The organism is Marivirga arenosa (assembly GCF_030503875.2).
Lineage (GTDB): Bacteria > Bacteroidota > Bacteroidia > Cytophagales > Cyclobacteriaceae > Marivirga > Marivirga arenosa.
In genome coordinates this window covers 3,673,689-3,699,390 of record NZ_CP129968.2, presented here as the reverse complement: position 1 = coordinate 3,699,390, position 25,702 = coordinate 3,673,689, and the positions used below count along the sequence as shown (strand labels likewise).

The following is a 25,702-nucleotide window of genomic DNA, read 5'->3' as shown; positions in this document are numbered from 1 at the left end:
CCTTATTGTGAATTGCTTCGAAATTGTACTCAAATATAACCAAAACTTTTAGATAAAAACAAATGAAAAAGATTTTAGGACTTGATTTAGGGACAACATCGATTGGTTGGGCTTATGTTCATGAAGCAGAAAATGAAAATGAAGTAAACGAAATTATAGATTTGGGTGTGCGAATTGTACCGCTTACTTCTGATGAGGAAAATGATTTTGCTAAAGGAAATACGATTTCTGTAAATGCTGATAGGACTTTGAAAAGAGGAGCAAGAAGAAACCTTCAACGCTACAAGCAACGTAGAAATGCATTAATAGAAATATTTAAAAAGAATGATTTCATACCTACTAATTTTCGATATGCAGAAGATGGTCCTTCATCTACTTTTTCAACCTTAAAATTAAGAGCTAAAGCAGCAAGCGAACAAATATCAAAGCAAGAGTTAGTGAAAGTCCTGCTTCAAATCAATAAAAAAAGAGGATATAAAAGTAGTAGGAAAGCTCAAGCTGATGATGAAGGTCAGGCAATTGATAGCATGGGTATTGCCAAAGAACTATACGAAAGAGAACTTACCCCAGGACAATATACTTATGAACGACTTCAAAAGGGGACAGTAAAAGTACCGGATTTTTATCGCTCGGATTTACAGGAAGAGTTCGATGAAATTGTACAAAGTCAAAAAATACATCATCCTGAAACTTTTACAGATGATTTTCTAGAAAAAATAAGGGGGAAAAATGCTAACGATACCAAAAAAGCATTTAATCATGTCAATATCCAGTTGGTAGAAGTAAAGGGTAAGAGAGATGAAAAGAAGTTATTTGAATTTGAATTGAGGAATAAGTCAGTATATGAAAGACTTGAATTGTCAGAAATAGCATTTATTTTATCTCAAATTAACAGCCAAATAAACGCTTCTAGTGGCTATTTGGGAGCCATTAGTGATAGAAGCAAAGAACTTTATTTCAACAATGAAACAGTAGGTCAGAACCTATACAAGCAAATTCTAAAAAAACCACATACCCGTTTAAAGGGGCAAGTGTTTTACAGACAAGATTATTTGGATGAATTTGAAAGAATTTGGGAAACTCAGATCAAATTTCATCCAGAGCTAACGGAAAAATTAAAGAAGGAAGTAAGGGATGTAACAATTTTTTACCAAAGAAAGCTCAAATCACAAAAACATTTAATTAGTAAGTGTGAGTTTGAGCCCAACCATAAGGTAGTTCCAAAATCACATCCATTATTTCAAGAATTTAGAATTTGGCAGAACCTTAATAACCTCCTGGTAACAAAAAAAGGTAATCCTAATGACAAGAGAGTACTTGAACTAGAGTTAAAAAAAGAAATAGCAAAAGAGTTGGCTTTTAAAAATCAAATGACTGAAAATGATTTGTTTAAACATATGCCACTTAATAGTAAGCAGTTTGAATTAAATTTCCCTAAAGTAGAAGGTAATAGGACAAATTCAGTATTTTTTGAGGCTTTTGCAAAAATAATTGAATTAGAGGACGGTGAACAAATTGATCTTTCCAAGATGACCTCAGACGATATTTTAGATCAATTTTCCGAAGCGTTTTTAAGATTTAATATTAATACTGATCTACTTAAATTGATTGAAGAATTTGAGGGAGAGGAATACGAAAAACAGCCTTATATTCAGTTTTGGCATCTAATTTATTCAGCTGAAGAAAATGATAGTCTTAAAAAGAACCTTATCAAAAAGTTTGGCTTCAAGGATAGCCATTGTAAGTTTTTACTTAACATCAGTTTGCAAGATGAACATGCTGAGTTGAGTAGTAAAGCTATTAAAAAAATTCTACCGCATTTAAAAGAAGGTTTGGATTATACTGAAGCTTGTAAAATTGCAGGCTATAATCATTCATCTTCATTAACAAGAGAAGATAATGAAAAAAGAGAACTGGTTGATAAAATAGATTTACTTAAAAAGAATTCATTAAGAAACCCAGTGGTTGAGAAAATTCTCAACCAAATGATTAATGTTGTAAATGCTATTATTGATGATCCTAAACTAGGTAAACCAGATGAAATCAGGGTAGAAATGGCTAGAGAACTTAAGGCAAATGCTGAGCAGCGTAAAAATATGACAAGTAATATTGCTGCAGCTACCAGAGATCATGAAAAGTATAGGAAAGTCCTGAGAGAGGAATTTGGACTGTCACGAGTTACTCGAAATGATTTAGTACGGTACAAGCTTTGGCTAGAAACAGACGGAATATCTTTATACACTGGAAAACCTATTGAAGCAAGTAAATTGTTTTCTAAGGAGTATGACATTGAGCATATCATACCTAAATCAAGGTTATTTGATGATTCCTTTTCCAATAAAACATTATGTGAAAGACAGCTTAATATAGATAAGAGTAATAGCACGGCTTATAGTTTCTTAGAAGATACTTTCACTAAAGAAGAATTTGAGCAATATCAAGAGCGTGTAAAAAGTTTTTATGGAAAAATCAGCAAAACAAAAGTCCAAAAACTACTAATGCCAAATGATAAAATCCCTGAGGATTTTATTGAACGCCAGATACAAGAAACCAGATATATCAGTAGAAAAGCAGTTGAGGTGCTTTTTGATGCTGTAAGAAATGTAACCGTTACCACTGGAAAGGTTACAGATAAGTTAAGAGAAGACTGGGGGCTGATAGAAGTGATGAAAGAACTGAATTGGGACAAATATGATGCACTAGGCTTAACCACAATTATTGAAGGTAAAAATGGTGAGAAGCTTCGAAAAATTAAGGATTGGACTAAACGCAATGACCACCGTCATCATGCTATGGATGCCTTGGCCGTTGCCTTTACCAAGCCTGCTTTCATCCAATATTTAAACAGATTAAATGCAAGGGGTAGAGAGGATAAAAAGGGGAAAGAAATTTATGGAATTGAACAGAAATATTTAGAAAAAGTAAATGGTAAGTTTCTTTTTAAAAGTCCAATTGATAATATCCGGGAAGAAGCAAAAAAGCACCTTTCAAATATTCTAGTTTCATATAAAGCAAAAAACAAGGTAGTTACAATAAACACCAACAAAACTAAAAAGCGAGGAGGATTTAACGAACAAAAAGTAAATACTCCACGAGCACAACTCCATAAAGAAACAATTTATGGTAAATCACATATTTACGAAACTAAACTAGAAAAAGTGGGGGCTGCCTTTGATTATGAAAAAATCAAAACAGTAGCTAGGAAAGCAGAAAGGGAAGCATTGAAGAAGCGGCTAGCTGAATATACTGGCAATGCAAAAAAGGCCTTTACAGGAAAAAATGCATTGAGTAAAAATCCTATTTATCTTAATTTATCTCAGAACATTAAATTGGATGAAAAAGTAAAAACGGTTCAGCTGGTACCAGGCTATACAATAAGAAAAGATGTTTCACCTGATCTTAAGGTGGATAAAGTAATGGATATTGGATTGAAACGAATTTTGCAAAGCCGATTAGATGAGTTCAATGGGAATGCAAAAGAGGCATTTGGCAATTTGGAAGAGAATCCTATCTGGCAAAACAAAGATAAAGGAATCGCTATTAATCGAGTGAAGATAAGTGGAGTTAATAATGCCGAAGTCCTTCATATAAAACGAGACCATTTTGGTAATCCAATACTTGATCAAAATGGTAATGAAATTCCTGCTGATTATGTGAGTACAGGTAATAATCATCATGTAGCGATTTACAAGGATGATAAAGGTAAATTACAAGAAGAAGTGGTTTCATTTTTTGAAGCAGTTATTCGAAAAAATGAAAATCTACCAATAATCAATAAGCAACACCCTTTAGGATGGGAGTTTTTATTTAGTATGAAGCAGAATGAGTTTTTTGTTTTTGCGAACGATGAATTTAATCCTGCTGAAATTGATTTATTAGATCCAAATAATTATGATCTTATAAGTCCCAATTTATATAGAGTTCAGAAAATTGCAACAAAAAATTATATGTTTAGACATCATTTAGAGACAAATGTTGAAGAAAATGAAAAACTAAAAAATAAAGCTTTTAGAAATATTAGAAGTACCTCTCCATTAAATGGTATTATCAAAGTGAGAATTAATCATTTAGGTAAAATAGTACAAGTAGGAGAATATTAACTGATAATAGGAAGGTTTCCAACTTTCCAAAAGTTGGAAACCTTAAATAGCAATAGAATGGAAACAGGACAAACCTACCATATCTACAACCACGCAAACGGAAGCGAAAATATCTTTCGAGAGGAAGAGAATTATCGTTTCTTTTTAAAGCAATATAAAAAGCATTTGGCAGATGTAGTGGATACTTATGCCTATTGCTTGATGCCCAACCATTTTCATTTTTTAGTAAAAGTTAAAGAAGCTGATGTGCTCAAAAAGAATCCAACTTTCGAAAAGTTGGATTCTTTGGATGAAATCGAAGCAAAAGCCTCAAAGCAATTTGCAAATCTTTTTATTAGTTACACGATGGCTTTCAACAAAAAATATAACAGAAAAGGAAGCCTATTCATGAAGAATTTTAAAAGAAAACCAATAGAATCGATTGAACAATGGCAGGAGGCCTTTTTATACATCCATATTAATCCTATAAAACATAAATTCTCTAATAAAATTGAGGATTGGAACTGGAGTAGTTGGCACGCATATAACAATATGGAGTCTAGAAGTCTATTAGCTAGACCAAAAGCTATAGGCTATTTTGATAATATAGATAACTTATTGTATTGCTCAGAAGAGAAAAGGAGAAGGATTTTAAATATGAATTTAGAATAAGGGTATAAGAAAGTTTCCAACTTTCTTAAAGTTGGAAACTTTAGAAATTTTATAATTGACAAAAGCTATGATCAAACGTACTTTATTTTTCGGAAATCCTGCTTACCTAAGCACCCAGAATCAACAACTGAAAGTTAGTTTTCCCGAGGAGGAAAAAGATGATCGATTGATTCCTATAGAAGATGTTGGAATAATTGTGCTGGAAAATCAACAGATTACCATTACCAACGGACTCTTGCAGAAACTAACCGAAAACAAAAGCAGCGTGATTTCATGTAACGGACAGCATTTGCCAACAGCTTTACTTTTACCTACCCATGGACATACGCAATTAACCGAAAGGGTTCGCTACCAAATTAATGCCAGCAAACCTTTGAAAAAAAATCTTTGGGCGCAAACCGTATCGGCTAAAATCCAAAATCAAGCGGCACACTTAACGGAAAGAGGACTGGATGCAGTAAGATTGGAATATCTTTCTAGAAATGTACAATCAGGGGACAGTGGAAATCATGAGGCCCAAGCTGCGGCAGTTTATTGGCAGTCATTATTCGATATCGAAGATTTTAACCGAGAGCAACATGGGATTCCTCCCAATAATTTATTGAATTATGGCTATGCTATTTTAAGAGCCATTATAGCCAGAGCCATTGTAAGTTCAGGCATGTTGACCGTTTTAGGGATTTGGCATAGGAACAAATATAATCCTTTTTGCTTGGCAGATGATTTAATGGAGCCTTATCGACCCTATGTAGATTTGATTGTGGCGCATATAGTGGAAAATGAGGATGATTATTCAGAATTGAATACTGTCCTTAAATCTGAATTATTGAGCATTGCGGCTATGGATGTTTTTATTGATGGAAGTAGAAGTCCGTTAATGGTGGCAGCTAGTCGAACGACCAGTTCGCTTTTTGATTGTTTTGCGGGCGTGAGCAGGAAAATTATCTATCCTGAATATGGACGCTAATTATTATTCCAGACTTAACCAATATAGAAGTATGTGGGTGATGGTGTTTTTTGATTTGCCGACCGAAACCCGAAAGGACCGGCAGATAGCTACTAAATTTCGCAAGAATTTACTGGATGATGGTTTTGCTATGTTTCAGTTTTCCATATATTCGCGCTTTTGTGCCAGTCGCGAAAATGCAGATGTTCATATTAAAAGAGTAAAAAACATTTTACCCGATAAAGGAAAAGTCTGCATTATGCACATAACCGACAGGCAGTTTGGCATGATGGAAATATTTCATGGTACTGCTCCTCAGGAAAACCAAAGACCTGCGCAGCAATTGGAATTATTTTGAACTGCTTACTTTTATAAAACTTTTCCAAAGTTCATTTATATAAGGTGAGTAGATTGATTAATATTAAAATTGCTCTTCGAAGTCAACTTTGAAAAAGTTAATTGCTCCTTTCTGTTTCTAAAGCAGGATAAAAATAACCTTCAAGATTTTAAAAACTTGGGAGGATTGGAGGTATTTTTTAAAATTCTAATTTTGGACATAACAAACAGGTTACCAGCTTTTTAGAGCATGGTAACCTGTGAATCATCTCATAAGATACAATTTCGAAAGCAATTCACAACCATAAGCAAGCAGCTATCGACCTACATAGCCCTGTGAATCATCTCATAAGATACAATTTCGAAAGCAATTCACAACAACACCTGTGGGTAATGTGCTTTGACCAACCCTGTGAATCATCTCATAAGATACAATTTCGAAAGCAATTCACAACGGTAATTGGCTTCAAAGATCATGGAGGCCTCCTGTGAATCATCTCATAAGATACAATTTCGAAAGCAATTCACAACCTTCAATCAGTTTGGAAGTATAAAAATCCCCTGTGAATCATCTCATAAGATACAATTTCGAAAGCAATTCACAACACGATGTTGTAATTCTTTCGTTTTCGAAGACCTGTGAATCATCTCATAAGATACAATTTCGAAAGCAATTCACAACTTCGGCTTCCAAATCAACCTGCACCTCTTCCCTGTGAATCATCTCATAAGATACAATTTCGAAAGCAATTCACAACTGCGAGAAGCTCGATAAAATGAACAAGCTACCTGTGAATCATCTCATAAGATACAATTTCGAAAGCAATTCACAACCAGTTCACTAAAGAAAAGCTGCTCAAAGCCCTGTGAATCATCTCATAAGATACAATTTCGAAAGCAATTCACAACAGTGGGAAGCAAGTGGGCGGTGCGCTTTAACCTGTGAATCATCTCATAAGATACAATTTCGAAAGCAATTCACAACCATAGCCCTTGGGGAATGCTCTATCAGTTTCCTGTGAATCATCTCATAAGATACAATTTCGAAAGCAATTCACAACCATAAGGTGCTTTTTTACCATTGATGATTCCCTGTGAATCATCTCATAAGATACAATTTCGAAAGCAATTCACAACTATAGAGTTCTATACAACCATTTCCATGGGCCTGTGAATCATCTCATAAGATACAATTTCGAAAGCAATTCACAACACAACAAGAAGATTAAGCGAAGTTGAATTACCTGTGAATCATCTCATAAGATACAATTTCGAAAGCAATTCACAACCAGGTAGATTCTACTAACTCTGTAGCTTCCCTGTGAATCATCTCATAAGATACAATTTCGAAAGCAATTCACAACCAAGAGGAAGTTATATCAAGATATAATAACCTGTGAATCATCTCATAAGATACAATTTCGAAAGCAATTCACAACAATACCAAAAGGCGTTGCGTTTGTTCCTCCCCTGTGAATCATCTCATAAGATACAATTTCGAAAGCAATTCACAACGAAAAATGATTGGTGGTCCTAAAGTTGATACCTGTGAATCATCTCATAAGATACAATTTCGAAAGCAATTCACAACAACATCACCATAGCCTAATAAGTAACCAGCCCTGTGAATCATCTCATAAGATACAATTTCGAAAGCAATTCACAACCAGCTTACTTAATAACTTTTCCAAAATTTAGCACTTTGGAAAAGTTTTTTCATTCTCTCACCTTTCGCCACAAATAGGAATTTGCATTTCGGTTTGATTTTGTCCTAAATCAGGAAGGGGGATATGAATAAACTGCACTTCCATGCCTCGTAAAAATAGAAACAGAGCTAAGGTGAGGGCTAATACTGGTTTAAGTTTTTGAGTGAAGCCATTTAGTTTTTTAAAGGTCATTTTTCCAGCCCAAACGCTTGCTATGATCCACGGTAAAGTACCCAAACCAAATACTGCCATAAATACGATGGAATCCATTATGGTTTCAGTCGTAAAGGAGCTTAATAATGCCAGGTAAACCAAACCGCAAGGTAATAGGCCATTCAAAAGACCAATAGAAAATCTTGAAATAAGATCTGGCTTTCCAATGAATTTTTTAAAGCCATTCTTTACTTTCTGATAAGGAATTGATTCTATTTTATTGATAAAGTTTAGAAACCTATAACGGCTAGGTATAACATAAAAATAAACTATGAAAACTGCCATCAATAAAGACAGACCATTTTGCCAGCCTAATATGGATAAACTTTCACCTACAAAAGCAAGGACAAGACCAAGGATGATATAGGTTATTATTCTGCCGAATTGATAGGCTGCAAAACCAAGTGCTAATTGCTGATTTCGGAAAACACCTAGCATTAATGGAGAGCACATTAAGGTGCAATGCATTCCTCCTAAAAGTCCGATGCTAAGTGCTGCCCAAATCATATTACTTTTGAATAAAGATTTTATCTTCTTTGAAATATTTCACTCCACCCTGTTCCCATTCATAGGCAACTTTCCAATTTCCTACCTCAAATTTTTCTACTGGAATATTGGCTTCTTCGGTTAGTGGAATGAAAAAGTCTAGATTAGCATCGGCAGGTCTTATAAAGCTTATTTTTCCAGACACCTTATCAGCATCTTCAAAACTTAAGGATACTATATTTCCATTTTGAATGGTGCGAATTTTCCCCTGCCAATTTTGCCCATTTTTTATTTCTTCCATTTTCGATTGATAGGCAATCTCTTCCTCATAATAGTTTTCTTCTACTAAATAAAAGTCCTGCTTCATGCTTATCGTTACCATAGTGATCACTAAAATCACAAAACTGATAAAAACAATGGTTATTTTATTTCCCCAATTCATATTATAATGCGTTATTAAATGTTTTTGGTCCCGGAAAGCGAGAATCTACCTTTTGAATTAACTTTCCATCGCGGTATATTTCAACTACTATTTCCTCATCAATTTTTGAGAAGGAATCTTTTGTCATTTCTATAAATACGTAAGTATCCTCTTTTGCTTGACCTTCTAAAACTTTTATAGGACCTGCTGGGAAAAATAGTGTTGCACTTTTTGGGATCACTTTATAGCTTAGATTCATATCATCAAATGATTTATTAATCATTTCCATCTGGTACATATTGCTAATAATAGAATCATTTTTTATTTGATAAATTGAACCAGGCGTTCTGGTAACGGTCACCTCAATGGGAGCTCTTTGCACTAATAAAAAGCCCATGGCTACTACTAAAATAGCAAGTACTGCTGAATAAGCCATGACTCTAGGCGTAATCAATTTTTTCTTTTTCTTTTCAACCCCTTCTTCAGAGTCAAATCGGATCAAACCTTTTGGTTTATCAATTTTAGTCATTACCTCATCACAAGCATCAATGCAAGCCGTACAGTTTACGCATTCCATTTGCGTACCATTTCGAATATCTATGCCTGTAGGGCAAACCTGAACGCATAAATTACAATCTATACAATCACCTTTATCCGCTTGAGGTTCTCTCTTTTTCATTTTCCCTCTTGGTTCACCTCTAAGCCAATCATAAATCACAACTATTGATTTTTTATCAAGGAAAACACCTTGAAGTCTACCATATGGACAAACTACGGTACAAGCCTGTTCTCTGAAATAAGAAAATACAAAATAAAAGATACCTGTAAAAACTAGGAGCCCTGTAAAGCCACTCCAATTAGCGTTAGGCCCCGCTTTTATGACGGTAGTCATTTCATCTATTCCTAATAAATAGGCCATGAAAGTATGCGATACCCAAAATGCAATGGCTAGGAATATTGCTTGTTTTAAACTCTTTTTCCAGATTTTATTAAAGCTCCATGGAGCAGCCGCAAGTTTTCTTTGTTGATTGGCATCACCTTCGATCCAATATTCAATTTTACGGAATACCATTTCCATGAACACAGTTTGAGGGCAGGCCCATCCGCACCAAACTCTTCCAAAAACTACTGTAAATAATAATACAAAGATTACAAAGATCAGTAAAAGAAAAATGAGTAGGTGAGTATCCTGAGGCCAGAAAACACTACCAAGAATTACGAATTCTCGATCAAAAATATTGAATAATAGTAAAGGGTGACCACCTATGGTGATAAATGGACCAGCAAAAAACAAAATCAATAAAAGCCACGCCAATATCCTTCTATAATTGTGGTAAAAGCCTTTAGGCTTCTTGGGAAAAATCCAATTTCTTTTTCCTTTTTCGCCAACGGTGGCTAATTGACCTCTAAACTGCTCTTGATTTAAACTATCCATTTTACTGTAATTTAAACCTGTCAGGCATTGATATGCTTGACAGGTTTTTAAAATATATTTATTCTACTTCCTTTACTTCAGGTAATTCCTCAACCTTTTCTTCTATTCTCTCTTCTGCCATTTCTTGTTTTCTAATCTCACCTTGAGGTTCCTTCGGACTAGCAGGAGTTGTTCCCACTAAACTCAAGACGTAATTTGATACATCTTGAATTTCTTTAGGACTTAAATTCCCTTTCCAAGGAATCATACCTTTAGCCGGTACACCTTCAGAAACCGTAGTAAAAACTCCTGAAATGTCATTACCATGCAACCAGTATTCATCTGTTAAATTGGGACCAACACCACCCCCGCCATCATTTGCATGGCATACAGCACAGTTTTTCTGATATATAGCACTACCTGCTTCAATTACAGATTGCTCATCTGAAAACTCTGCAGTTTCTGCCGAAATAGCTACCATTCCAGCTTTAGCTCTGGCTTCTGCTAATAAAGCTGCTTCTTCAATTTGTTGTTGATATTCAGTTTGCTGATCTGGTACAATATCAAAAATTAAAAAAGCAGGGATATAGAATACAGCGAATAGGAAAGTGCCTAAGAAAACATAACTCAACCATGGAGGCATTCCATAGTCCATTTCCTTAATGCCATCATAATCGTGATCCAGCATCATGTCACCTTGTTGATCAACCGGTCTTAATTTACCTGTAATCCATCTTTGTTTAAACTGCTGATAGAAGGATAATCTAACTTCTCCTTTTTCTGCTGCTCTTTTATTGAGAATTATATCAGCAGTTTTAACCATAAGGATAGTTAGTACAATTAGTAGTACTATTAAAGTCGCTAGCAATCCACCAATCAACAGTAACATTCTACCCTGTTCAGTTTGCATTAACTGATCCCAGATAGAAACTTTTTCAATTGTGATATCTTCCAAAACCTCTTCAGTTTGAGCAAAAATTGGCTGAAGGCCTATCCCAAATAGGAAAAGGCCAGTCCATAACTTTTTATTAAAAATTTTCATTGTTGGTCCGTTTTAAGTGTTTTAGTTTCCTCTTCCACCGGTAAGGATTTCATTTTGCTGATATAATTTTTATCTGCTTTGATTACCCACCAAATCAACCCAATAAAGAATATGAAGAATATGCTTAAAGAGATGATTGGAAAAATTTCCACATTATCGATTTTTTCAAAATAGTGTTTAAACATGTCTTCTTATTTTAATTTTCTGCTACTTCAGTTTTAATATCAGTACCCAGTCTTTGTAGGTATGCAATTAAGGCTACAATTTTGGCTTCAGGTACTGTTTCAATTCCATCTGCTTTCAAGCTTTTAACAATTTTATCAGCTTGTGTTAATGCATTTGTTTGTACATCCTCTTCAAATCCATCTTCGTAAGGAACTCCCAATTTTCTCATTGTAGTGATCTTATCAGGAAGTCCTTCTAAATCATAAGCTTGGCTCAATAACCAAGGATATGGAGGCATGGTAGAACCTGGAGACATGGATCTTGGATCATACATATGGTTGTAGTGCCACGAATCCGGGTATTTTGCTCCTACCCTGTGTAAATCGGGTCCCGTTCTTTTTGAACCCCATAGGAATGGGCGGTCATAAACGAATTCACCCGCTTTAGAGTATTCTCCATATCTTTCAGTTTCAGATCTGAATGGTCGAATCATTTGAGAGTGACACCCTACACAACCTTCACTGATATAAATATCTCTACCTTCAAGCTCAAGTGGCGTGTAAGGCTGAACGGATGCAATGGTTGTAACATCTTTCGTTTTCATCATGAAAGATGGTATCAACTCAAAAATACCTCCTAACAAAATAGCAACTGTAGTTAAAATAGTGAAGAAAACAGGTTTTCTTTCCCATACTCTGTGCCAGTATTCTTTTCCTGTGCTTACTGCTTTTTCTAAAGCAGGAGCTTCAGCAGCTTCGTTAGGCACAAATGTTCCTTGCTTAGCTGTTTTGATAAGGTTATAAACCATAACAAAAACACCTGATAAGTATAATAATCCTCCAAATGCTCTTAGCATATACATAGGGATGATCTGTAAGGTGGTAGATAAGAAGTTAGGGTATTGTAAGATACCTTCTGCTGTAAATTCTTTCCACATTAAGCCTTGTGTAATGGCTGATACATACATTGGCAATGCATAGAATACAATTCCTAGAGTACCTAACCAGAAGTGTGTATTTGCTAATTTTTTAGAGAATAGCTGTGTTTTCCACATTTGTGGAATCATCCAGTACAAAATACCGAAGGTTAAGAATCCATTCCAGCCTAAACCACCAATGTGCACATGTGCTACAATCCAATCTGTATAGTGAGCAATAGCATTTACATTTTTTAATGAAAGCATAGGACCTTCAAATACTGCCATACCATAAGCAGTAATCGCCACTACCATAAATTTCAAGATAGGATCTTCTTTAACGCGATCCCAAGCACCTCTTAAGGTTAATAACCCATTCACCATACCACCCCAAGATGGCGCAATCAACATAATAGAGAAAGCTGTACCTAGAGCTTGTGCCCATTCTGGTAAAGAAGTATATAATAAGTGGTGTGGACCTGCCCAGATGTATAAAAATATCAAAGCCCAAAAGTGAACGATCGATAGTTTATAAGAATAAATGGGTCTGTTTGCAGCTTTAGGTAAGAAGTAGTACATCAAACCTAAATAAGGTGTTGTTAAGAAAAATGCAACCGCATTATGCCCATACCACCATTGTACCAAAGCATCCTGTACACCTGCAAAAGCAGAGTAACTCTTTAAAAAGTTAACTGGAAGTGCAAATGAATTTACTACATGAAGTACTGCAACTGTTACAAAAGAAGCGATGTAAAACCAAATAGCAACATACATATGTTTTTCTCTTCTTCTAATGATAGTACCAATCATATTGATACCGAATACTACCCAAATTAGAGCAATGGCAATATCAATTGGCCATTCTAATTCAGCATATTCTTTAGAAGTGGTGATGCCTAATGGTAAGGTTAAAACAGCTGAAAGAATGATGATTTGCCATCCCCAGAAGTTTATCCATGATAGAGCATCACTAAACATTCTTGTTTTTAGGAGTCTTTGCATCGAATAATAAACCCCAGCAAAAATTGCGTTCCCTACAAATGCAAAAATTACGGCATTTGTATGGAGAGGTCTTATTCGGCCAAAGGTGGTATATTCATTACCCATATTGGCTTCAGGTGCAAATAATTGCGTGGCGGCCAATAAGCCAACCAGCATTCCTATAGCGCCCCAAATTACTGTTGCTATTGCAAAGTATTTGACGACTTTGTTGTCATAGTGAAATTTTTCAATTCCCATTTGATTTTTGTTTATGATTAGACGATTGTTTATTTATTTTCTTTTGAGTGGTTGCATCATCCCACAGCATGCGATAAGATGGAGTGGAGGCATCATCGAACTGGCCTGATTTTACAGCCCAGATGAATGCCGCCAGAAATCCACTGGCAACGAACAAACTCACTATAATTAGGATGATCATTACACTCATATCTCATTCTTATTTTGAGGGTTGAAGAAGTATTTTTTAGCATAATACCTTGTGCCTACAGTAGCTAAAAGCACTACAGAAAAGGAGCTAATAGGCATTAAGACAGCAGCAATAACAGGGGATAATAAGGCTTGAACTGCCAAGCTTAAACCGATAATGTTGTAAAGGAATGATACTATAAAACCAGCAATCACTAATTTGAAAGCAGATTTTGAGAATTTCATGATTTTTGGCAACTGTTGAATTTTATTTCCTAATAAAATTCCATCACAAGCAGGACTAAATTGACTGGTTGATTCAGTAATGGCTAATCCAAAATCACTGCTCTTTAATGCAGCAGAATCATTTAATCCATCTCCTGCCATTAATACCTTTTGATTTGCAGCTTGAGATTTTAGTATGAATTCCTTTTTATCACCAGGAAGCTGTTCAAAATAAAGGTTTTCCTCCTTTATCCACTTCTTTAAGTAGTCTTTTTCGGTAGAAATGTCACCAGAAAGCAGACTTAATTCGTATTCAGGAGTGAGACTATTGAATAAATCACCTATGTTTTCTCTAAAAACGTGCTTAACATTAAAGCAGCCATAAGTTAAACCATCTACATTAATATAGACTTGCGTTCTATTTACAGTATTATTATCACTTTTTAATTGGTGATCAACAAATTCCTTTTTACCTAATTTAATGATTTGGCCATTAACTTTTGCAGAAATGCCTTGGCCACTGATTTCTTTATAATCCTCAATATTTTGAACGGGATAGGATGGAAGCCAATTGTAAATAATTCTGCTTAATGGATGCTTTGATTGGTTAAATAAGGTTTTTACAGCTGCTAAAACTTTATGCTCTGGCATATTTCCTTCAAATACTACTTCTGCTTTATCTGAATAAGTTAATGTGCCCGTTTTATCAAATACTATTGTGTCAATTTTTGATAAGTTTTCTACGGCTTGGGTGTTTTTTACAAAGAATCCAGTTTTAGCCAGTATTCTCATTGCAAAACCAAGTGTAACAGGTGTAGCTAGTGCTAAGGCACACGGACAAGCCACTATCAGGACAGTAGTAAATGCGGTGATGGCATTTTCAAACGACCCTATGAATAACCAGCTTAAGAAGGCGATAAAAGCAATTGATAAAACAACTCCAGTGAAATATTTACTAATTTTATCTGCAGTACTTTGTACGGCTGCTTTCGCACCACTTTGAATGGATTCATCATCCCATAACTGATTTAAGTAGCTTTGAGAAGGTCTCTTTTTTACCTGAACTAAGATTGCAGATCCTTTTAAACGGCCACCTGCATAAATTAGCTCTTCTTTTTGCTTGATTTCCGGTAAAGATTCGCCAGTTACAAAACTGTAGTCTATTGATGCAGAATCTGAAATTAATAAGCTATCTGCTGGAATAATTTCTTCGTTTCTGATTTTTAAAATATCAGATGGAAGAATATTATTTAATAACACTTGTTCTTCTAACCTTCCTTTTATTCTACTTACTGAAAGAGGAAAGAATGATTTAATGTCTCTATCGAATCGAAGGTGATCAAAAGTTTTCTGTTGGTAATATTTCCCTAGTAATAAAAAGAATATCAGGCCAGATAAGGAATCTAAATAGCCTAAACCGGATTGAATAAATATAATGTAATAGCTATAAATAAATAAAGTGATGATCCCGATACTGATGGGAACATCCATATTGATTTGTCTTTGCCTGATGACACCCCAAGCAGATTTAAAATAATCTTGGGCTGAAAAAACTAGTACTGGAATAGCTAATAAAGCATTTAAATAAGGGAATATTTTGGTTAGTAAATCTTCATTCAGGATATCAAGTCCAAAATATTCTGGTAAGCTGAAAAGCATGCTATTACCGAAAACAAAACCTGCTATGCCAATCTGAAGCCAAATTCTTCTATAAGGAGAGGGATTAGTTTTTTTATTTTCAAGTTGAATATCAGGTGTGTAAGCAATGGAATCTAATAATTTTACTAGTTCATACAGTGAAAGATTATTATGCTTAAAAGAGATGATAACCGTCTTTTTATTGAAATCCACCCTGCTGCTTACAATGCCAGAATTCAATTTGTATAATTTCTCAAGTAACCAAATACAAGCACTGCAATGAATTGCTGGAATAAAGAATCGAACTTTACTTATTTCATCATTTTTAAAATCGAGCAGGCTGTTCGCAAAGCTTTCTTCTTTTAAATATTCGAAACTATTATTTTTCTTTTTATTAACTCCTGGTGAATCTGCTACACAGTAAAAGTTATCTAAGTCATTTTCCAGCAAGATTTCATAAACCATCTTACAACCTTCGCAGCAAAAGTTTTCTCCCTGGCTTTGGATTAATTCATCCACACAAGGCTCTCCGCAATGGGTACATTTTAAGGCTTTATTCTGTGCTGTTTCTAAACTCATTAATAGCTAAATTTTCTAGATTCAAAACTAGCAGCAGTCTAGTTCTAAAAACATGACATTTATCATGGTTTGGCTTGAGATTTATCACACACTTCAATCTACAAAAAAATAATAACATATGTAAAGGAGACGGAAGTAACTAAAAAATTTAGTTTAGAATGGCTTTAAACTTCAATAAATTAATCCTATGCTATTTTGTACTTCATAATCAAAACTTAACTTTAGTGGTTGAAAAAGAAAATAAGCTAATAATGTCGATCTCTAAACCAGTGATGAAGGAAATTTTGCAGCGCGCAAAAAACATATTAGATGAGTATCTGAATGATCAGAATTTAAGAAAAACTTCAGAACGCTATTCTGTATTAGAAGAAATATATTATCTCCCTCAGGATGAACATATAGATGTTGAGACTTTATTCCTAAGAATGAGAAATAAGGAATATACGATTTCAAGAGCTACAGTTTATAATTCTATAGACTTATTAGTGGAATGCGGTTTAGTGGTAAAACATAATTTTAAAGATAAGAATGCACTATATGAGCCGGCATTAACTTATGAGCACCACGACCATTTAGTTTGCAACAACTGCTTAAAAATAAAGGAGTTTTTAGACCCTAGCATAGAGGAAATTAAAAAGAGAATAGGGAAATCACTAAGTTCAGATATCAAAAATCATTCTTTAGTTTTTTATGGAGATTGCACTATTGAAAATTGTGAGAACTTAAAAAGAAAAGAAGTAGCAAAGGATTAATTACTAGATTATTAGGCGCTTTTTTAATTACTTATCTTACCGTAAATCTGAATTAATCGTAACAAAATCCTGATTTAAACGCTTTCTATAGTATGATGCAATTACAAGAAACCGTACAACATTTAAATAGGATAGTAGATAATATAGCTCAAATTAATGCTCAAACAGATGGCATGACTTATGAAGATTTCCGTAAAAACGAAACTGTAAAAGAAACAGTTTATGAATATCTTCAGGAAATTGGTCAGGCCGCGAGAGAGTTATCGGAAAATCAAAAACTGCCAGCAGAAATTAATATTGAGCCTTTAGTGGCATTCAGAAATGCTCGATATAATCAAGAGGCTGAAACCGCTCATCAACAAGTTTTTAATGTTTTGGCGGATTTAAGGAATGTAGCTGAAACTATTGAACAATCAGATTTATACCAAAACAACTTATCATAATGGATATTACGCTAGAACCAGTAGATTTTAATATTAGTCAGGAACTGAATGATCATGTTAGAGACATGTTTAACAAACTAAGTAAGTATAATGACCAAATCGTGGGAATTGATCTTTACTTAAAATCAAACGCTCAAAATGATGATCGAGAAAAAACAGTTGAGGCAAAGTTCTTTTTGCCAGGAAACGATCTTTTTGTAACTGGAAAGGGAGATAGTTTTGTTACAGCAGCACAAGATTGCTACGATACTGCAAAGAGTAATCTCAGCAGAATAAAAGAGAAGGTAAAAGATCGTCATCAAAATAGACCTGATAAATAACTAATTTAAAGAAGTAGATTTTACTACTTCTTTTTTTTGTCCTCATTTTCCTTATATACATCCGTAAATTAAATCTATTTGTAGATTATATTTCGTATCTACTTTTAAAACCTATTAATATTTCTAACTTGCTGATATATAGGGGAGAATTTATGAGAATTACAATTGCGATAATATTTATATTATCGATTCTAACTACAATCGGGTTTATATTTTGGAATCAGGAATGGAAATTTTCTAAGCCTACTCCAAAACCAGAAAACCTAATAGAAATAGAGTCAGGAGATTCTGTTTCAGCTTCAGTATTAAAGGCCTTAGGAGTTCAAAATGAAGAGGATGTATTTGTCCACTTCTACAACTATGATTGCCCTTGTTCCAGATTTAATATTAAAGAATTTAAGGATCTGACAATACAATATAGCGATAAGGTGAAATTCATTGCGGTTCTAGAATCCATTGATAAATCACCTAAAGAAATTAAAGAATTCAGAGAAAAATATGATTTAGGTATTCGATTACATTTGGATACCTCAGGCGAGATTGCAAATCAGTTGGGTATTTATAGTACTCCGCAAGCAGTTTTAATTAAAAATAATGTTATATATTTCAGTGGTAATTACAATAAAGCAAGATTTTGTACAACCCAAAATACGAAGTTTGCTTCCATAGCATTACAGGCTATGACCACTGGAAAAGAAGCACCCGTATTTCCAGAGTTAGCAACTATAGCGTATGGATGTGAATTACCAGCTAATGGTAATGATTTAACTAGAATTGATAAGTTTTTTAATTTTTTAGAAAAATGAGCAAAATTTCTGTAGACCGCTTTAAACCCTTTATGAATGAAATCAATTGCAGAGCGGATAGGTTAATAGAAAGGACATTATTAGGTTATTACATATTTGGTATATTTTTAGCCTTCTTTTATGATACATGGTTGGTCGGTTTAGGAGTTGGCTCTTTGAGTTTAATATTGTATTTCGGTGTTAAATTTATATTGAGAGGTAAGAGAGCTCACCAATATATAGGAAGTTTGGTAGTGGGTATATTCATGGCTCAATTCATCTATCAAATGCATGGCCTTTTTGAAATGCACTTTACTGCATTTGTTGCTATTATAGTTTTAATGGCTTATCAGGATTATAGGGTATTTATTCCGGCTACCTTATTTATAGCGATTCATCATGCATCTTTTGCATATATTCAATATTTAGGGTTTATTGAAGGAAATGAAGCTTATCAATCTATCTATTTTACTCAACTAGATTATATGGATTTACAAACCTTCGCATTTCATGTAGGTTTAGTTGTGGTGGCCGTAATAATTGCATCAATATATTCAATTAATAGTAAGCAAAGGTCTTTTGTTCTATTTGAAAAGTTGATAGAAAGTGAAGATAGAGAAAAAGCAACTAAAGTAAATATTGAATTTGCAAAAGAAATTGCCAATAATAATTACGATAAGGAATTTGATGTAGACGAAGATAATCCGCTTAGTGCAGCGCTAATTGATATGCGCGATAGTCTCAAGAAAAGTTCATTAAGAGAAGAGCAGGAACGCTTTACTAATAAAGGGCTTGCAGAGTTATCAAATATCATCCGCGATAATGGTACTAACCTTAAGGATTTAACTTATGAGGTGATTGAATTCCTAGTGAAATATATGAAGCTAAATCAAGGAGGATTCTTTATTGTAACCGAAGATGAAAAAGGAGAAACTGTACTTGAACTTCAGGGAGCTTACGCTTACGATAGAAGGAAGAAAATTAAAAAGCAATTAATGCCAGGAGAAGGCTTAGTAGGACAATCTTATCAAGAAAAGGATAGCATTTATTTGACAGAAGTACCTGATGATTATATTAACATAAAATCAGGTTTAGGAGATGCAAATCCAAGATCTATAATTATTACGCCTGTTAAAAGAGATGAAACCATTGAAGGTGTAATTGAATTAGCAAGTTTTAGAGTATTGAAAGAGTATGAAAAAGACTTCCTAGAGAAGGCAGGCGAAAGTATTGCAGTGGCATTAAATACAGCAAAAGTAACACAACGAACTACTGAGCTTTATGAGCAATCACAGCAACAAACTGAAGAGATGAGAGCTCAAGAGGAGGAAATGCGTCAGAATATGGAGGAGCTTTCTGCAACTCAGGAAGAAATGCAGAGGACACAAAAAGATTATGAGCTTAAACTTGATGAAACTCAAAAAGAAAATGAAGAGTTGAAAAAGAAGTTAGCTGAGAAATAAAAAATTATTAAACATTAGGAAGCGCTACATAGAATGTGCTTCCTTTTCCTTTTTCTGATTCTACCCACACTTCACCTTCCAATAAATCCACATATTTTTTTACAATTGATAAGCCTAAACCTGTTGAGTTTTCACCATTAGTTGGCTTAGAACTTAATTTTTGAAACTTTTTGAAAAGCATGGACTTATCTTCATCTGTAAAGCCAGGGCCTTGATCTTTAACGGAAAAGATGATTTCATTATCTTTTTTGAAAGCTAGAACATCTATTGATGTATCTTTATTTGAAAATTTTATAGCATTTACAATAATGTTCTCCAATATCTGAGTTAAAAACAGGTGGTCAGATTTAATTGATATAACCTCATTAGTTTTATAGTCAATTTTAATACTTTTTTTATCAGCAAGCACCTCTAATTCTTTTTCAATTGAATCAAGTAACTCACTAACATTTATATCTTCCAACATTACTTTCATCCGATTACCCTCTAAAGCGTCAAAATCTAATATTTTACTGATCATCTGGCTAATGCGAGTAACTGAATCCTGCGCTTGATTAATTGTAATTTTACCGTTATTACTTATGTTTTCTTCACTTAATTTTAAGATTTCTAATAGACCGGTAATTTGATTTATTGGTGATCGTAAGTCATGTGCTAGTATTTTAACTAAATTGTTTTTCTCTTCATTTAAATTAGTAAGCTGAAGATTTCTATTTGAAAGCTGTTCATTTTTACTTTTTATACTTAATTGCTGTTTTTCGATTTGCTCATTTTTTTTACTTAATGCTTTAGATGATTTTTGCTCTCTGTAAAATAAAGTGAGTGTTATGGCTACTAAAATTGAAGAGGATATAGCTAATGCTATGTATGTGAATTGATTGTTTTTTTCTTGTTGAATTAAAAGATTAGCAGTCTTTAATTGTTCAAGTTGTAATTCTTTTTCTTTTGTAAGTATAGAGGCACTTATATTTTCTTCATTATATAATCCATCAATAAAATTATAAAGCTCAGGCCCCAAATATTTCGAGGTTATCCTAGCTAATTGTGTGGTAGTTTTGGGGTTTTGAATGAACTCATCAAAAATAATGCTCCAATCACTATTTTTTGGCATTATAAAACCATAGCCGTCACCTTTAATCGTAAAGAAATTTTGCCTGGTAAGACTTTCGCCCTGTTTAATTAGCATTAAATATATTGGAAGGTCTATGAAGCCAAATCTATCATCAGCTTTACTTATTTCGTCTAAGATATTTTTATCTGATTTAATATAAAGTGTATTAAAATCTAAATTAAGCTGCCTTTTTATGTCAATTAATAGCTGTTCATAAGTAGTCCCTTTGATAGTAACGGCTGTCATTTCCTTCATCATCTTATTGATCCCATCTAAAGTCCTTACTATTGGAGTTCCTTTACTTGATACTAAAACGGCTACGTCAGGAAGGTAGGAAGAACTGAATTTTACGATCTCCTTTCTCTTATTGGTAATAGAAAAAGCAGAAACGCCAAAAGAATTGGGTTTATTCGTATTGGATGTGTTTTTAATTATATCATAAAAACTTTTCGATTCCTTCCAGTTTAATTGAAGATCAACTTCATATTCCTCTTTTACATAAGTTTTGAAAGATTCAATTATTTCAACTTCTAAACCTTCGAGTTTTTGATGAGAATTAAGATAAATGAATGGCTTGGAAATATACCAATGAAGATCTAAAGAGGCACTTTTCTTTTCTTTAGCTTCAGCCCAACTTATATCTTCTTGAGAATAGGAACTTAAGTTTAAAGCAAAAAAAGAAAGAATGAAAAGGTAAAACGATGTATTAATCTTCATATAATTGTAAACAGTTTCACAAAATATGAAGATTAATGAAAAATATAAAATAAATTATATTTTATCTCCGTTTATTTTAGCAAAACCTCAATAGGAGGGGTCTAAAATATCTTTTCTTAATTCAATTTTTTCAGAAGCGGATTTACTGTAATCGTTTTTATAAACAGCTGATTCCCACTCACCATACATAGGGTTAGCTAACATAATGAAATTATTAAGCAGCTCTTTTTTATTCTTATGCACTAAATCTTTACCCAAATTTGAATCTCTGTCGGCAAATATTTGACTGTAGTCGGTCAGATTATCCCCTATATATAATAAGATTTGATGACCAGCTTTTACGGAATCTCTTCTCTCAGTTTTATCGCTCGTAGTAGTTCTTAAAAGTAAATGATTAGCATTTGATTGAGGAAGATTTAAATTTTGGAGGTTTTTAAGAGTTTCATCAAATACTTCATTTTTTCTATTTGAGATATAAAAAATACGAACCCCTAGTGAGTCGCTAAATTCGAGAAAATCTGCTGCTCCTGGTAATAATTCAGCTTTAGCCTCTTTGCACCATTTTTCCCAACTACTGGGACTGTAGTTTTCGCCATCTAAGAATAATCTGGCTTCAAAAGGGCTATTGTCTAGTACAGTTTCGTCCAAATCTAAAACAACGGCTGGTGCTAAATCACTTTTCGATAAGGTGTCCATTTTCAATTTCAAAAGCATTTTTGCTCTATCATAAGCTTGCAGATAAAGAGCTTCCATCTCGGCAGACTGCTGAAACCAGACGGTAGCATTTCCCAGTTGTAAAGAGAGCTTTTCATCAGCGCTCATAGTTTTATTTTTTAGACTTTGATTGCAAGCTGTAATTCCTATTGAAAAAATGAATATGATTAGTAATCGCATAACGGTTGTTTTTTCCTTCTACAAAAATAGAGTCTATTTTTGATCTTATATATAAATTTGTAAAGCATTTGAGTTTTTTTAGAATCTAATCTCTTATGCGCTAGATTAACCTTAACTTTGAGAAAGAAAAATTTAGAGATATGCTTATTCGTCCTAGAAGAAATAGAAAATCAGCCGCCATTCGTGAAATGGTGGAAGAAACCACACTTACTACTAAAGACTTTATTTTCCCTCTATTCTTATTAGAAGGTACCAATAAGAAGGTGGAAGTTGATAGCATGCCAGGCATTTACCGCTTTACATTAGACTTAATGTTAAAGGAAATTGAGGAATGCCTAAATATGGGAATAAAAGCATTTGATGTTTTTCCAGTCGTAGATGAGAAGTACAAAGATAAAATGGCTACCAAAAGTGCTGATCCGAATTTCTTCTACATAAAGGCCTTAAAAGAAATAAAATCTAAATTTCCTGAAGCTTGTATTATGACTGATGTCGCTATGGATCCTTATAGCAGTGATGGCCATGATGGAATTGTGGATGAAAATGGAAATATCTTAAACGATGAAACGCTGGATGTATTAGCCGATATGGCCTTAGCGCAAGCAGAAACAGGGATTGACATCATAGGCCCATCTGATATGATGGATGGTAGAGTGGAATACATAAGAGATGCATTAGATGAAAATGGCTTTGAAAACACTTCTATCATGAGTTATTGCGCTAAATATGCTTCTGCATTTTACGGTCCGTTTAGAGATGCATTAGATTCAGCTCCTAAGTCAGGAGATAAAAAAACTTACCAGATGAATCCTGCAAATAAACATGAAGCCATGATAGAGGCTGAACTTGATGCACAGGAAGGAGCTGATTTTTTAATGGTGAAACCAGCCTTGGCTTATCTTGATGTCATTCATCTTTTGAAAGAAAATAATGAATTACCGATTGCTGCATATAATGTAAGTGGTGAATATAGCTTAATTAAAGCGGCTGCAGAAAAGGGCTGGTTAGATGGTGATGCCACTATGATGGAAAGCCTTTTAAGCATAAAAAGAGCGGGAGCGGATGTGATTCTAAGCTACTTTGCAAAAGAGGCTGCTCAAATTTTAAGGTCTTAAAAATAGGCAGCCTGATATGGGCTGCTTCCATTCAAATAATCCTTATTGTATTTCTTGCTTTTTAAGATTACTTTCAATCAAATTTAAAAAAGTATGAGAAATATAAGAACCATACTCGCAATGCTATTTATTTTAGTATTTGCGAGTTGTCAAAATCAAAATGAACAAGAAAAGGCTGATTTAATCATTTCAGGAGGTACTATATATACTGTAAATGATAATATGCCCACTGTTGAAGCAGTAGCCGTAAAGAATAATAAAATCATTTTTGCAGGAGCAGCCACTCAAATAGATCAGTATAAAAATGATAATACCAAAGTCATTGATCTTAAGGGTAAAACCATGACCCCTGGCTTTATAGAAGGCCATGGGCACTTTATGGGCCTTGGTTATAATGAGTTGAATGTTGACCTTTTACAAACGAAAAGTTTTGATGAAGTTATCCAGAAAGTTAAGGAAGCCGTGGATGCTGCTGAGCCAGGTCAATGGATTACTGGAAGAGGATGGCATCAAAGTAAATGGAATGAATTACCTGAAAATACTATAAATGGATTTCCGCTACATCATGCGATTAGTGAAGTTTCTCCAAATAATCCAGTGTATTTAAGACATGCAAGTGGACATGCGGGTATGGCAAATGAAAAAGCAATGCAAATAGCTGGCGTTTTACCTTTATCGAAAGAAAGCATGGCTAATTTAGATGTAGAAGGAGGTGAAATTTTTAGAGATGAGCAGGGTAATCCTACAGGGGTTTTTAATGAAAGAGCCATGACCCTGATTACTAAGCATATTCCAGAGAGTACCCCTGAAAAAGACCGAAAAGCATTCGAATTAGCGGTTAAAGCCAGTCATAGAAATGGAATTACGAGTTTCCATGATGCAGGTATTGGAAAAGAGAACATTGCCTTATACAGAAAAATGAAAGAAGAAGGCAAGTTAAAGGTTCGTATGTATGCAATGTTAACTGGCTGGGACCCTGAGCTTTTAGAAGAATGGTATGAGAAAGGCATTGAAGTAGATTCTTCCCATTTGCTGACGATTAGGTCTATCAAATTAAATTGTGATGGTGCTTTAGGTTCAAGAGGAGCATGGTTATTAAAAGAATATACAGATCAGCCAGGCCACTTTGGACATGAAACTTTACCGATGAGTTTTGTTTACACCACTTCACAAAAAGCCTTAGAAAATGGTTTTCAAGTTTGTTCTCATGCAATTGGGGATAGAGCGAATCGTGAAATTTTGGATCGATATGAAAAGGCAATGCAAGAACAGCCTGAAAAAACAGAAGATCATAGGTTTAGAATTGAGCATGCTCAACACTTACATCCTGATGATATACCGAGATTTGCCGAGTTAGGTGTAATTCCTGCTATGCAAGCAGTTCACATGTCATCAGACAGACCTTGGGCGATTGATCGATTAGGTGAAAAAAGAATAAAAGAAGGGGCTTATATGTGGCAGGCTTTATTAGAATCAGGAGTGCCTATTGTGAATGGTACGGATGTTCCAGTTGAACCGATTGATCCTTTAGCATCTTTTTATGCAAGTGTTACGCGAAAAACTCTAGAGGGTAAACCAGAAGGAGGATATGAGCCAGAGCAAAAAATGACAAGAGAACAGGCTTTAAGATCTTACACTTTAGATGCTGCATACGGTGCTTTTGAAGAAGATATAAAAGGATCAATAGAAGTAGGCAAACTTGCTGATTTCACGGTTTTCGATAAAGATATCATGACAGTTGAGGAGAATGAAATTTTGGAAACTAATGTAGCCATGACTATTTTCGATGGCAAAGTAGTATATCAAAAATAGAATCAACAATATTTAAAAATAAGAAGGCTCAGTAAATCACTACTG

General features: G+C 34.2%; 21 protein-coding genes and 1 CRISPR repeat array. Of the genes, 11 read left to right on the top strand and 10 right to left on the bottom strand.

The window, feature by feature from the left end; genetic code table 11:
- The first annotated feature begins 62 nt into the window (after nt 1–62).
- The 4 genes from cas9 (at nt 63) to cas2 (ending at nt 6,055) form a co-directional block, all read left to right on the top strand.
- Nucleotides 63–4,100 carry a type II CRISPR RNA-guided endonuclease Cas9 gene (cas9, locus tag QYS47_RS15850; RefSeq protein WP_322347088.1) on the top strand — a complete coding sequence of 1,346 codons (4,038 nt, stop codon included), beginning with the start codon at nt 63–65 and terminating at the stop codon, nt 4,098–4,100.
- 57 nt (nt 4,101–4,157) lie between these two features.
- Complete coding sequence (locus QYS47_RS15845; RefSeq protein ID WP_302122963.1) at nt 4,158–4,751, top strand: transposase; 594 nt, start codon at nt 4,158–4,160, stop codon at nt 4,749–4,751.
- Nucleotides 4,752–4,818: 67 nt separating this feature from the next.
- Nucleotides 4,819–5,718, top strand: a complete 900-nt coding sequence (gene cas1 / locus QYS47_RS15840) for a type II CRISPR-associated endonuclease Cas1 (protein WP_322347087.1) — start codon at nt 4,819–4,821, stop codon at nt 5,716–5,718.
- Entirely contained in the window at nt 5,708–6,055 is a 348-nt protein-coding gene (gene cas2 / locus QYS47_RS15835) for a CRISPR-associated endonuclease Cas2 (protein ID WP_322347086.1), read from the top strand. The genes cas1 and cas2 overlap by 11 nt, the downstream gene beginning before the upstream one ends.
- 235 nt (nt 6,056–6,290) lie before the next feature.
- Nucleotides 6,291–7,700: direct repeats of the CRISPR family, unit length 46 nt; unit sequence CCTGTGAATCATCTCATAAGATACAATTTCGAAAGCAATTCACAAC.
- Nucleotides 7,701–7,757: 57 nt separating this feature from the next.
- On the opposite strand, the gene QYS47_RS15830 is transcribed toward cas2, so the two are convergent.
- From QYS47_RS15830 to QYS47_RS15795, 8 genes are read right to left on the bottom strand one after another with little or no spacing between them, the layout of a single operon-like run.
- Entirely contained in the window at nt 7,758–8,459 is a 702-nt protein-coding gene (locus QYS47_RS15830) for a sulfite exporter TauE/SafE family protein (RefSeq protein WP_322347085.1), read from the bottom strand.
- 1 nt (nt 8,460) lies between these two features.
- Nucleotides 8,461–8,880, bottom strand: a complete 420-nt coding sequence (locus QYS47_RS15825; protein ID WP_302122970.1) for a FixH family protein — start codon at nt 8,878–8,880, stop codon at nt 8,461–8,463.
- Between the two features lies 1 nt (nt 8,881).
- A complete protein-coding gene (ccoG, locus tag QYS47_RS15820) occupies nt 8,882–10,294 on the bottom strand; it encodes a cytochrome c oxidase accessory protein CcoG (RefSeq protein WP_322347084.1) in 1,413 nt (470 codons plus the stop codon).
- Nucleotides 10,295–10,352: 58 nt separating this feature from the next.
- The gene (locus tag QYS47_RS15815) at nt 10,353–11,315 is read right to left on the bottom strand and encodes a c-type cytochrome (RefSeq protein WP_322347083.1); all 963 of its coding nucleotides are present in this window, start codon (nt 11,313–11,315) and stop codon (nt 10,353–10,355) included.
- A complete protein-coding gene (locus tag QYS47_RS15810; protein WP_302122973.1) occupies nt 11,312–11,500 on the bottom strand; it encodes a cytochrome C oxidase Cbb3 in 189 nt (62 codons plus the stop codon). Before QYS47_RS15810 ends, QYS47_RS15815 begins: the two co-directional genes overlap by 4 nt.
- A gap of 11 nt (nt 11,501–11,511) precedes the next feature.
- Nucleotides 11,512–13,635: a cytochrome-c oxidase, cbb3-type subunit I gene (ccoN, locus tag QYS47_RS15805; protein ID WP_322347082.1), complete on the bottom strand. Its 2,124-nt coding sequence runs from the start codon at nt 13,633–13,635 to the stop codon at nt 11,512–11,514.
- Entirely contained in the window at nt 13,625–13,825 is a 201-nt protein-coding gene (ccoS, locus tag QYS47_RS15800) for a cbb3-type cytochrome oxidase assembly protein CcoS (RefSeq protein ID WP_302122978.1), read from the bottom strand. The genes ccoN and ccoS overlap by 11 nt, the downstream gene beginning before the upstream one ends.
- Nucleotides 13,822–16,245 carry a heavy metal translocating P-type ATPase gene (locus QYS47_RS15795; protein ID WP_322347081.1) on the bottom strand — a complete coding sequence of 808 codons (2,424 nt, stop codon included), beginning with the start codon at nt 16,243–16,245 and terminating at the stop codon, nt 13,822–13,824. The genes ccoS and QYS47_RS15795 overlap by 4 nt, the downstream gene beginning before the upstream one ends.
- Before the next feature lie 251 nt (nt 16,246–16,496).
- Here QYS47_RS15795 and QYS47_RS15790 point away from each other — a divergent pair, with 251 nt between their 5' ends.
- The 5 genes from QYS47_RS15790 to QYS47_RS15770 all read left to right on the top strand — a co-directional run bounded on the left by QYS47_RS15790 (nt 16,497) and on the right by QYS47_RS15770 (nt 20,008).
- Nucleotides 16,497–16,997, top strand: a complete 501-nt coding sequence (locus QYS47_RS15790; RefSeq protein WP_302128896.1) for a Fur family transcriptional regulator — start codon at nt 16,497–16,499, stop codon at nt 16,995–16,997.
- A 92-nt stretch (nt 16,998–17,089) separates the two neighbouring features.
- Nucleotides 17,090–17,440 (top strand): HepT-like ribonuclease domain-containing protein, encoded by a 351-nt coding sequence (locus QYS47_RS15785; RefSeq protein ID WP_322347080.1) that lies wholly within the window; start codon nt 17,090–17,092, stop codon nt 17,438–17,440.
- A complete protein-coding gene (hpf, locus tag QYS47_RS15780) occupies nt 17,440–17,760 on the top strand; it encodes a ribosome hibernation-promoting factor, HPF/YfiA family (RefSeq protein WP_322347079.1) in 321 nt (106 codons plus the stop codon). The genes QYS47_RS15785 and hpf overlap by 1 nt, the downstream gene beginning before the upstream one ends.
- A gap of 152 nt (nt 17,761–17,912) precedes the next feature.
- Nucleotides 17,913–18,566 carry a TlpA family protein disulfide reductase gene (locus QYS47_RS15775; RefSeq protein WP_302122986.1) on the top strand — a complete coding sequence of 218 codons (654 nt, stop codon included), beginning with the start codon at nt 17,913–17,915 and terminating at the stop codon, nt 18,564–18,566.
- Nucleotides 18,563–20,008 (top strand): GAF domain-containing protein, encoded by a 1,446-nt coding sequence (locus QYS47_RS15770; RefSeq protein WP_302122987.1) that lies wholly within the window; start codon nt 18,563–18,565, stop codon nt 20,006–20,008. The genes QYS47_RS15775 and QYS47_RS15770 overlap by 4 nt, the downstream gene beginning before the upstream one ends.
- 7 nt (nt 20,009–20,015) lie before the next feature.
- Here QYS47_RS15770 and QYS47_RS15765 read toward each other — a convergent pair whose 3' ends face one another.
- Nucleotides 20,016–21,836 carry an ATP-binding protein gene (locus tag QYS47_RS15765; protein ID WP_322347078.1) on the bottom strand — a complete coding sequence of 607 codons (1,821 nt, stop codon included), beginning with the start codon at nt 21,834–21,836 and terminating at the stop codon, nt 20,016–20,018.
- A gap of 87 nt (nt 21,837–21,923) precedes the next feature.
- Complete coding sequence (locus tag QYS47_RS15760; RefSeq protein ID WP_322347077.1) at nt 21,924–22,730, bottom strand: 5'-nucleotidase, lipoprotein e(P4) family; 807 nt, start codon at nt 22,728–22,730, stop codon at nt 21,924–21,926.
- Nucleotides 22,731–22,870: 140 nt separating this feature from the next.
- On the opposite strand from QYS47_RS15760, the gene hemB reads away from it, so the two are divergent.
- On the top strand, nt 22,871–23,845 hold the full coding sequence (gene hemB / locus QYS47_RS15755; RefSeq protein WP_302122998.1) for a porphobilinogen synthase: 975 nt from the start codon (nt 22,871–22,873) through the stop codon (nt 23,843–23,845).
- 93 nt (nt 23,846–23,938) lie between these two features.
- Nucleotides 23,939–25,657 carry an amidohydrolase gene (locus tag QYS47_RS15750; protein WP_322347076.1) on the top strand — a complete coding sequence of 573 codons (1,719 nt, stop codon included), beginning with the start codon at nt 23,939–23,941 and terminating at the stop codon, nt 25,655–25,657.
- The last annotated feature ends 45 nt before the right edge of the window (nt 25,658–25,702 follow it).

Excerpts from the sequence above, each read along its gene's own strand:
- cas9 (WP_322347088.1), top strand. The coding sequence starts at position 63 with ATGAAAAAGATTTTAGGACTTGATTTAGGGACAACATCGATTGGTTGG.
- QYS47_RS15845 (WP_302122963.1), top strand. The coding sequence starts at position 4,158 with ATGGAAACAGGACAAACCTACCATATCTACAACCACGCAAACGGAAGC.
- cas1 (WP_322347087.1), top strand. The coding sequence starts at position 4,819 with ATGATCAAACGTACTTTATTTTTCGGAAATCCTGCTTACCTAAGCACC.
- cas2 (WP_322347086.1), top strand. The coding sequence starts at position 5,708 with ATGGACGCTAATTATTATTCCAGACTTAACCAATATAGAAGTATGTGG.
- QYS47_RS15830 (WP_322347085.1), bottom strand. The coding sequence starts at position 8,459 with ATGATTTGGGCAGCACTTAGCATCGGACTTTTAGGAGGAATGCATTGC.
- QYS47_RS15825 (WP_302122970.1), bottom strand. The coding sequence starts at position 8,880 with ATGAATTGGGGAAATAAAATAACCATTGTTTTTATCAGTTTTGTGATT.
- ccoG (WP_322347084.1), bottom strand. The coding sequence starts at position 10,294 with ATGGATAGTTTAAATCAAGAGCAGTTTAGAGGTCAATTAGCCACCGTT.
- QYS47_RS15815 (WP_322347083.1), bottom strand. The coding sequence starts at position 11,315 with ATGAAAATTTTTAATAAAAAGTTATGGACTGGCCTTTTCCTATTTGGG.
- QYS47_RS15810 (WP_302122973.1), bottom strand. The coding sequence starts at position 11,500 with ATGTTTAAACACTATTTTGAAAAAATCGATAATGTGGAAATTTTTCCA.
- ccoN (WP_322347082.1), bottom strand. The coding sequence starts at position 13,635 with ATGGGAATTGAAAAATTTCACTATGACAACAAAGTCGTCAAATACTTT.
- ccoS (WP_302122978.1), bottom strand. The coding sequence starts at position 13,825 with ATGAGTGTAATGATCATCCTAATTATAGTGAGTTTGTTCGTTGCCAGT.
- QYS47_RS15795 (WP_322347081.1), bottom strand. The coding sequence starts at position 16,245 with ATGAGTTTAGAAACAGCACAGAATAAAGCCTTAAAATGTACCCATTGC.
- QYS47_RS15790 (WP_302128896.1), top strand. The coding sequence starts at position 16,497 with ATGTCGATCTCTAAACCAGTGATGAAGGAAATTTTGCAGCGCGCAAAA.
- QYS47_RS15785 (WP_322347080.1), top strand. The coding sequence starts at position 17,090 with ATGATGCAATTACAAGAAACCGTACAACATTTAAATAGGATAGTAGAT.
- hpf (WP_322347079.1), top strand. The coding sequence starts at position 17,440 with ATGGATATTACGCTAGAACCAGTAGATTTTAATATTAGTCAGGAACTG.
- QYS47_RS15775 (WP_302122986.1), top strand. The coding sequence starts at position 17,913 with ATGAGAATTACAATTGCGATAATATTTATATTATCGATTCTAACTACA.
- QYS47_RS15770 (WP_302122987.1), top strand. The coding sequence starts at position 18,563 with ATGAGCAAAATTTCTGTAGACCGCTTTAAACCCTTTATGAATGAAATC.
- QYS47_RS15765 (WP_322347078.1), bottom strand. The coding sequence starts at position 21,836 with ATGAAGATTAATACATCGTTTTACCTTTTCATTCTTTCTTTTTTTGCT.
- QYS47_RS15760 (WP_322347077.1), bottom strand. The coding sequence starts at position 22,730 with ATGCGATTACTAATCATATTCATTTTTTCAATAGGAATTACAGCTTGC.
- hemB (WP_302122998.1), top strand. The coding sequence starts at position 22,871 with ATGCTTATTCGTCCTAGAAGAAATAGAAAATCAGCCGCCATTCGTGAA.
- QYS47_RS15750 (WP_322347076.1), top strand. The coding sequence starts at position 23,939 with ATGAGAAATATAAGAACCATACTCGCAATGCTATTTATTTTAGTATTT.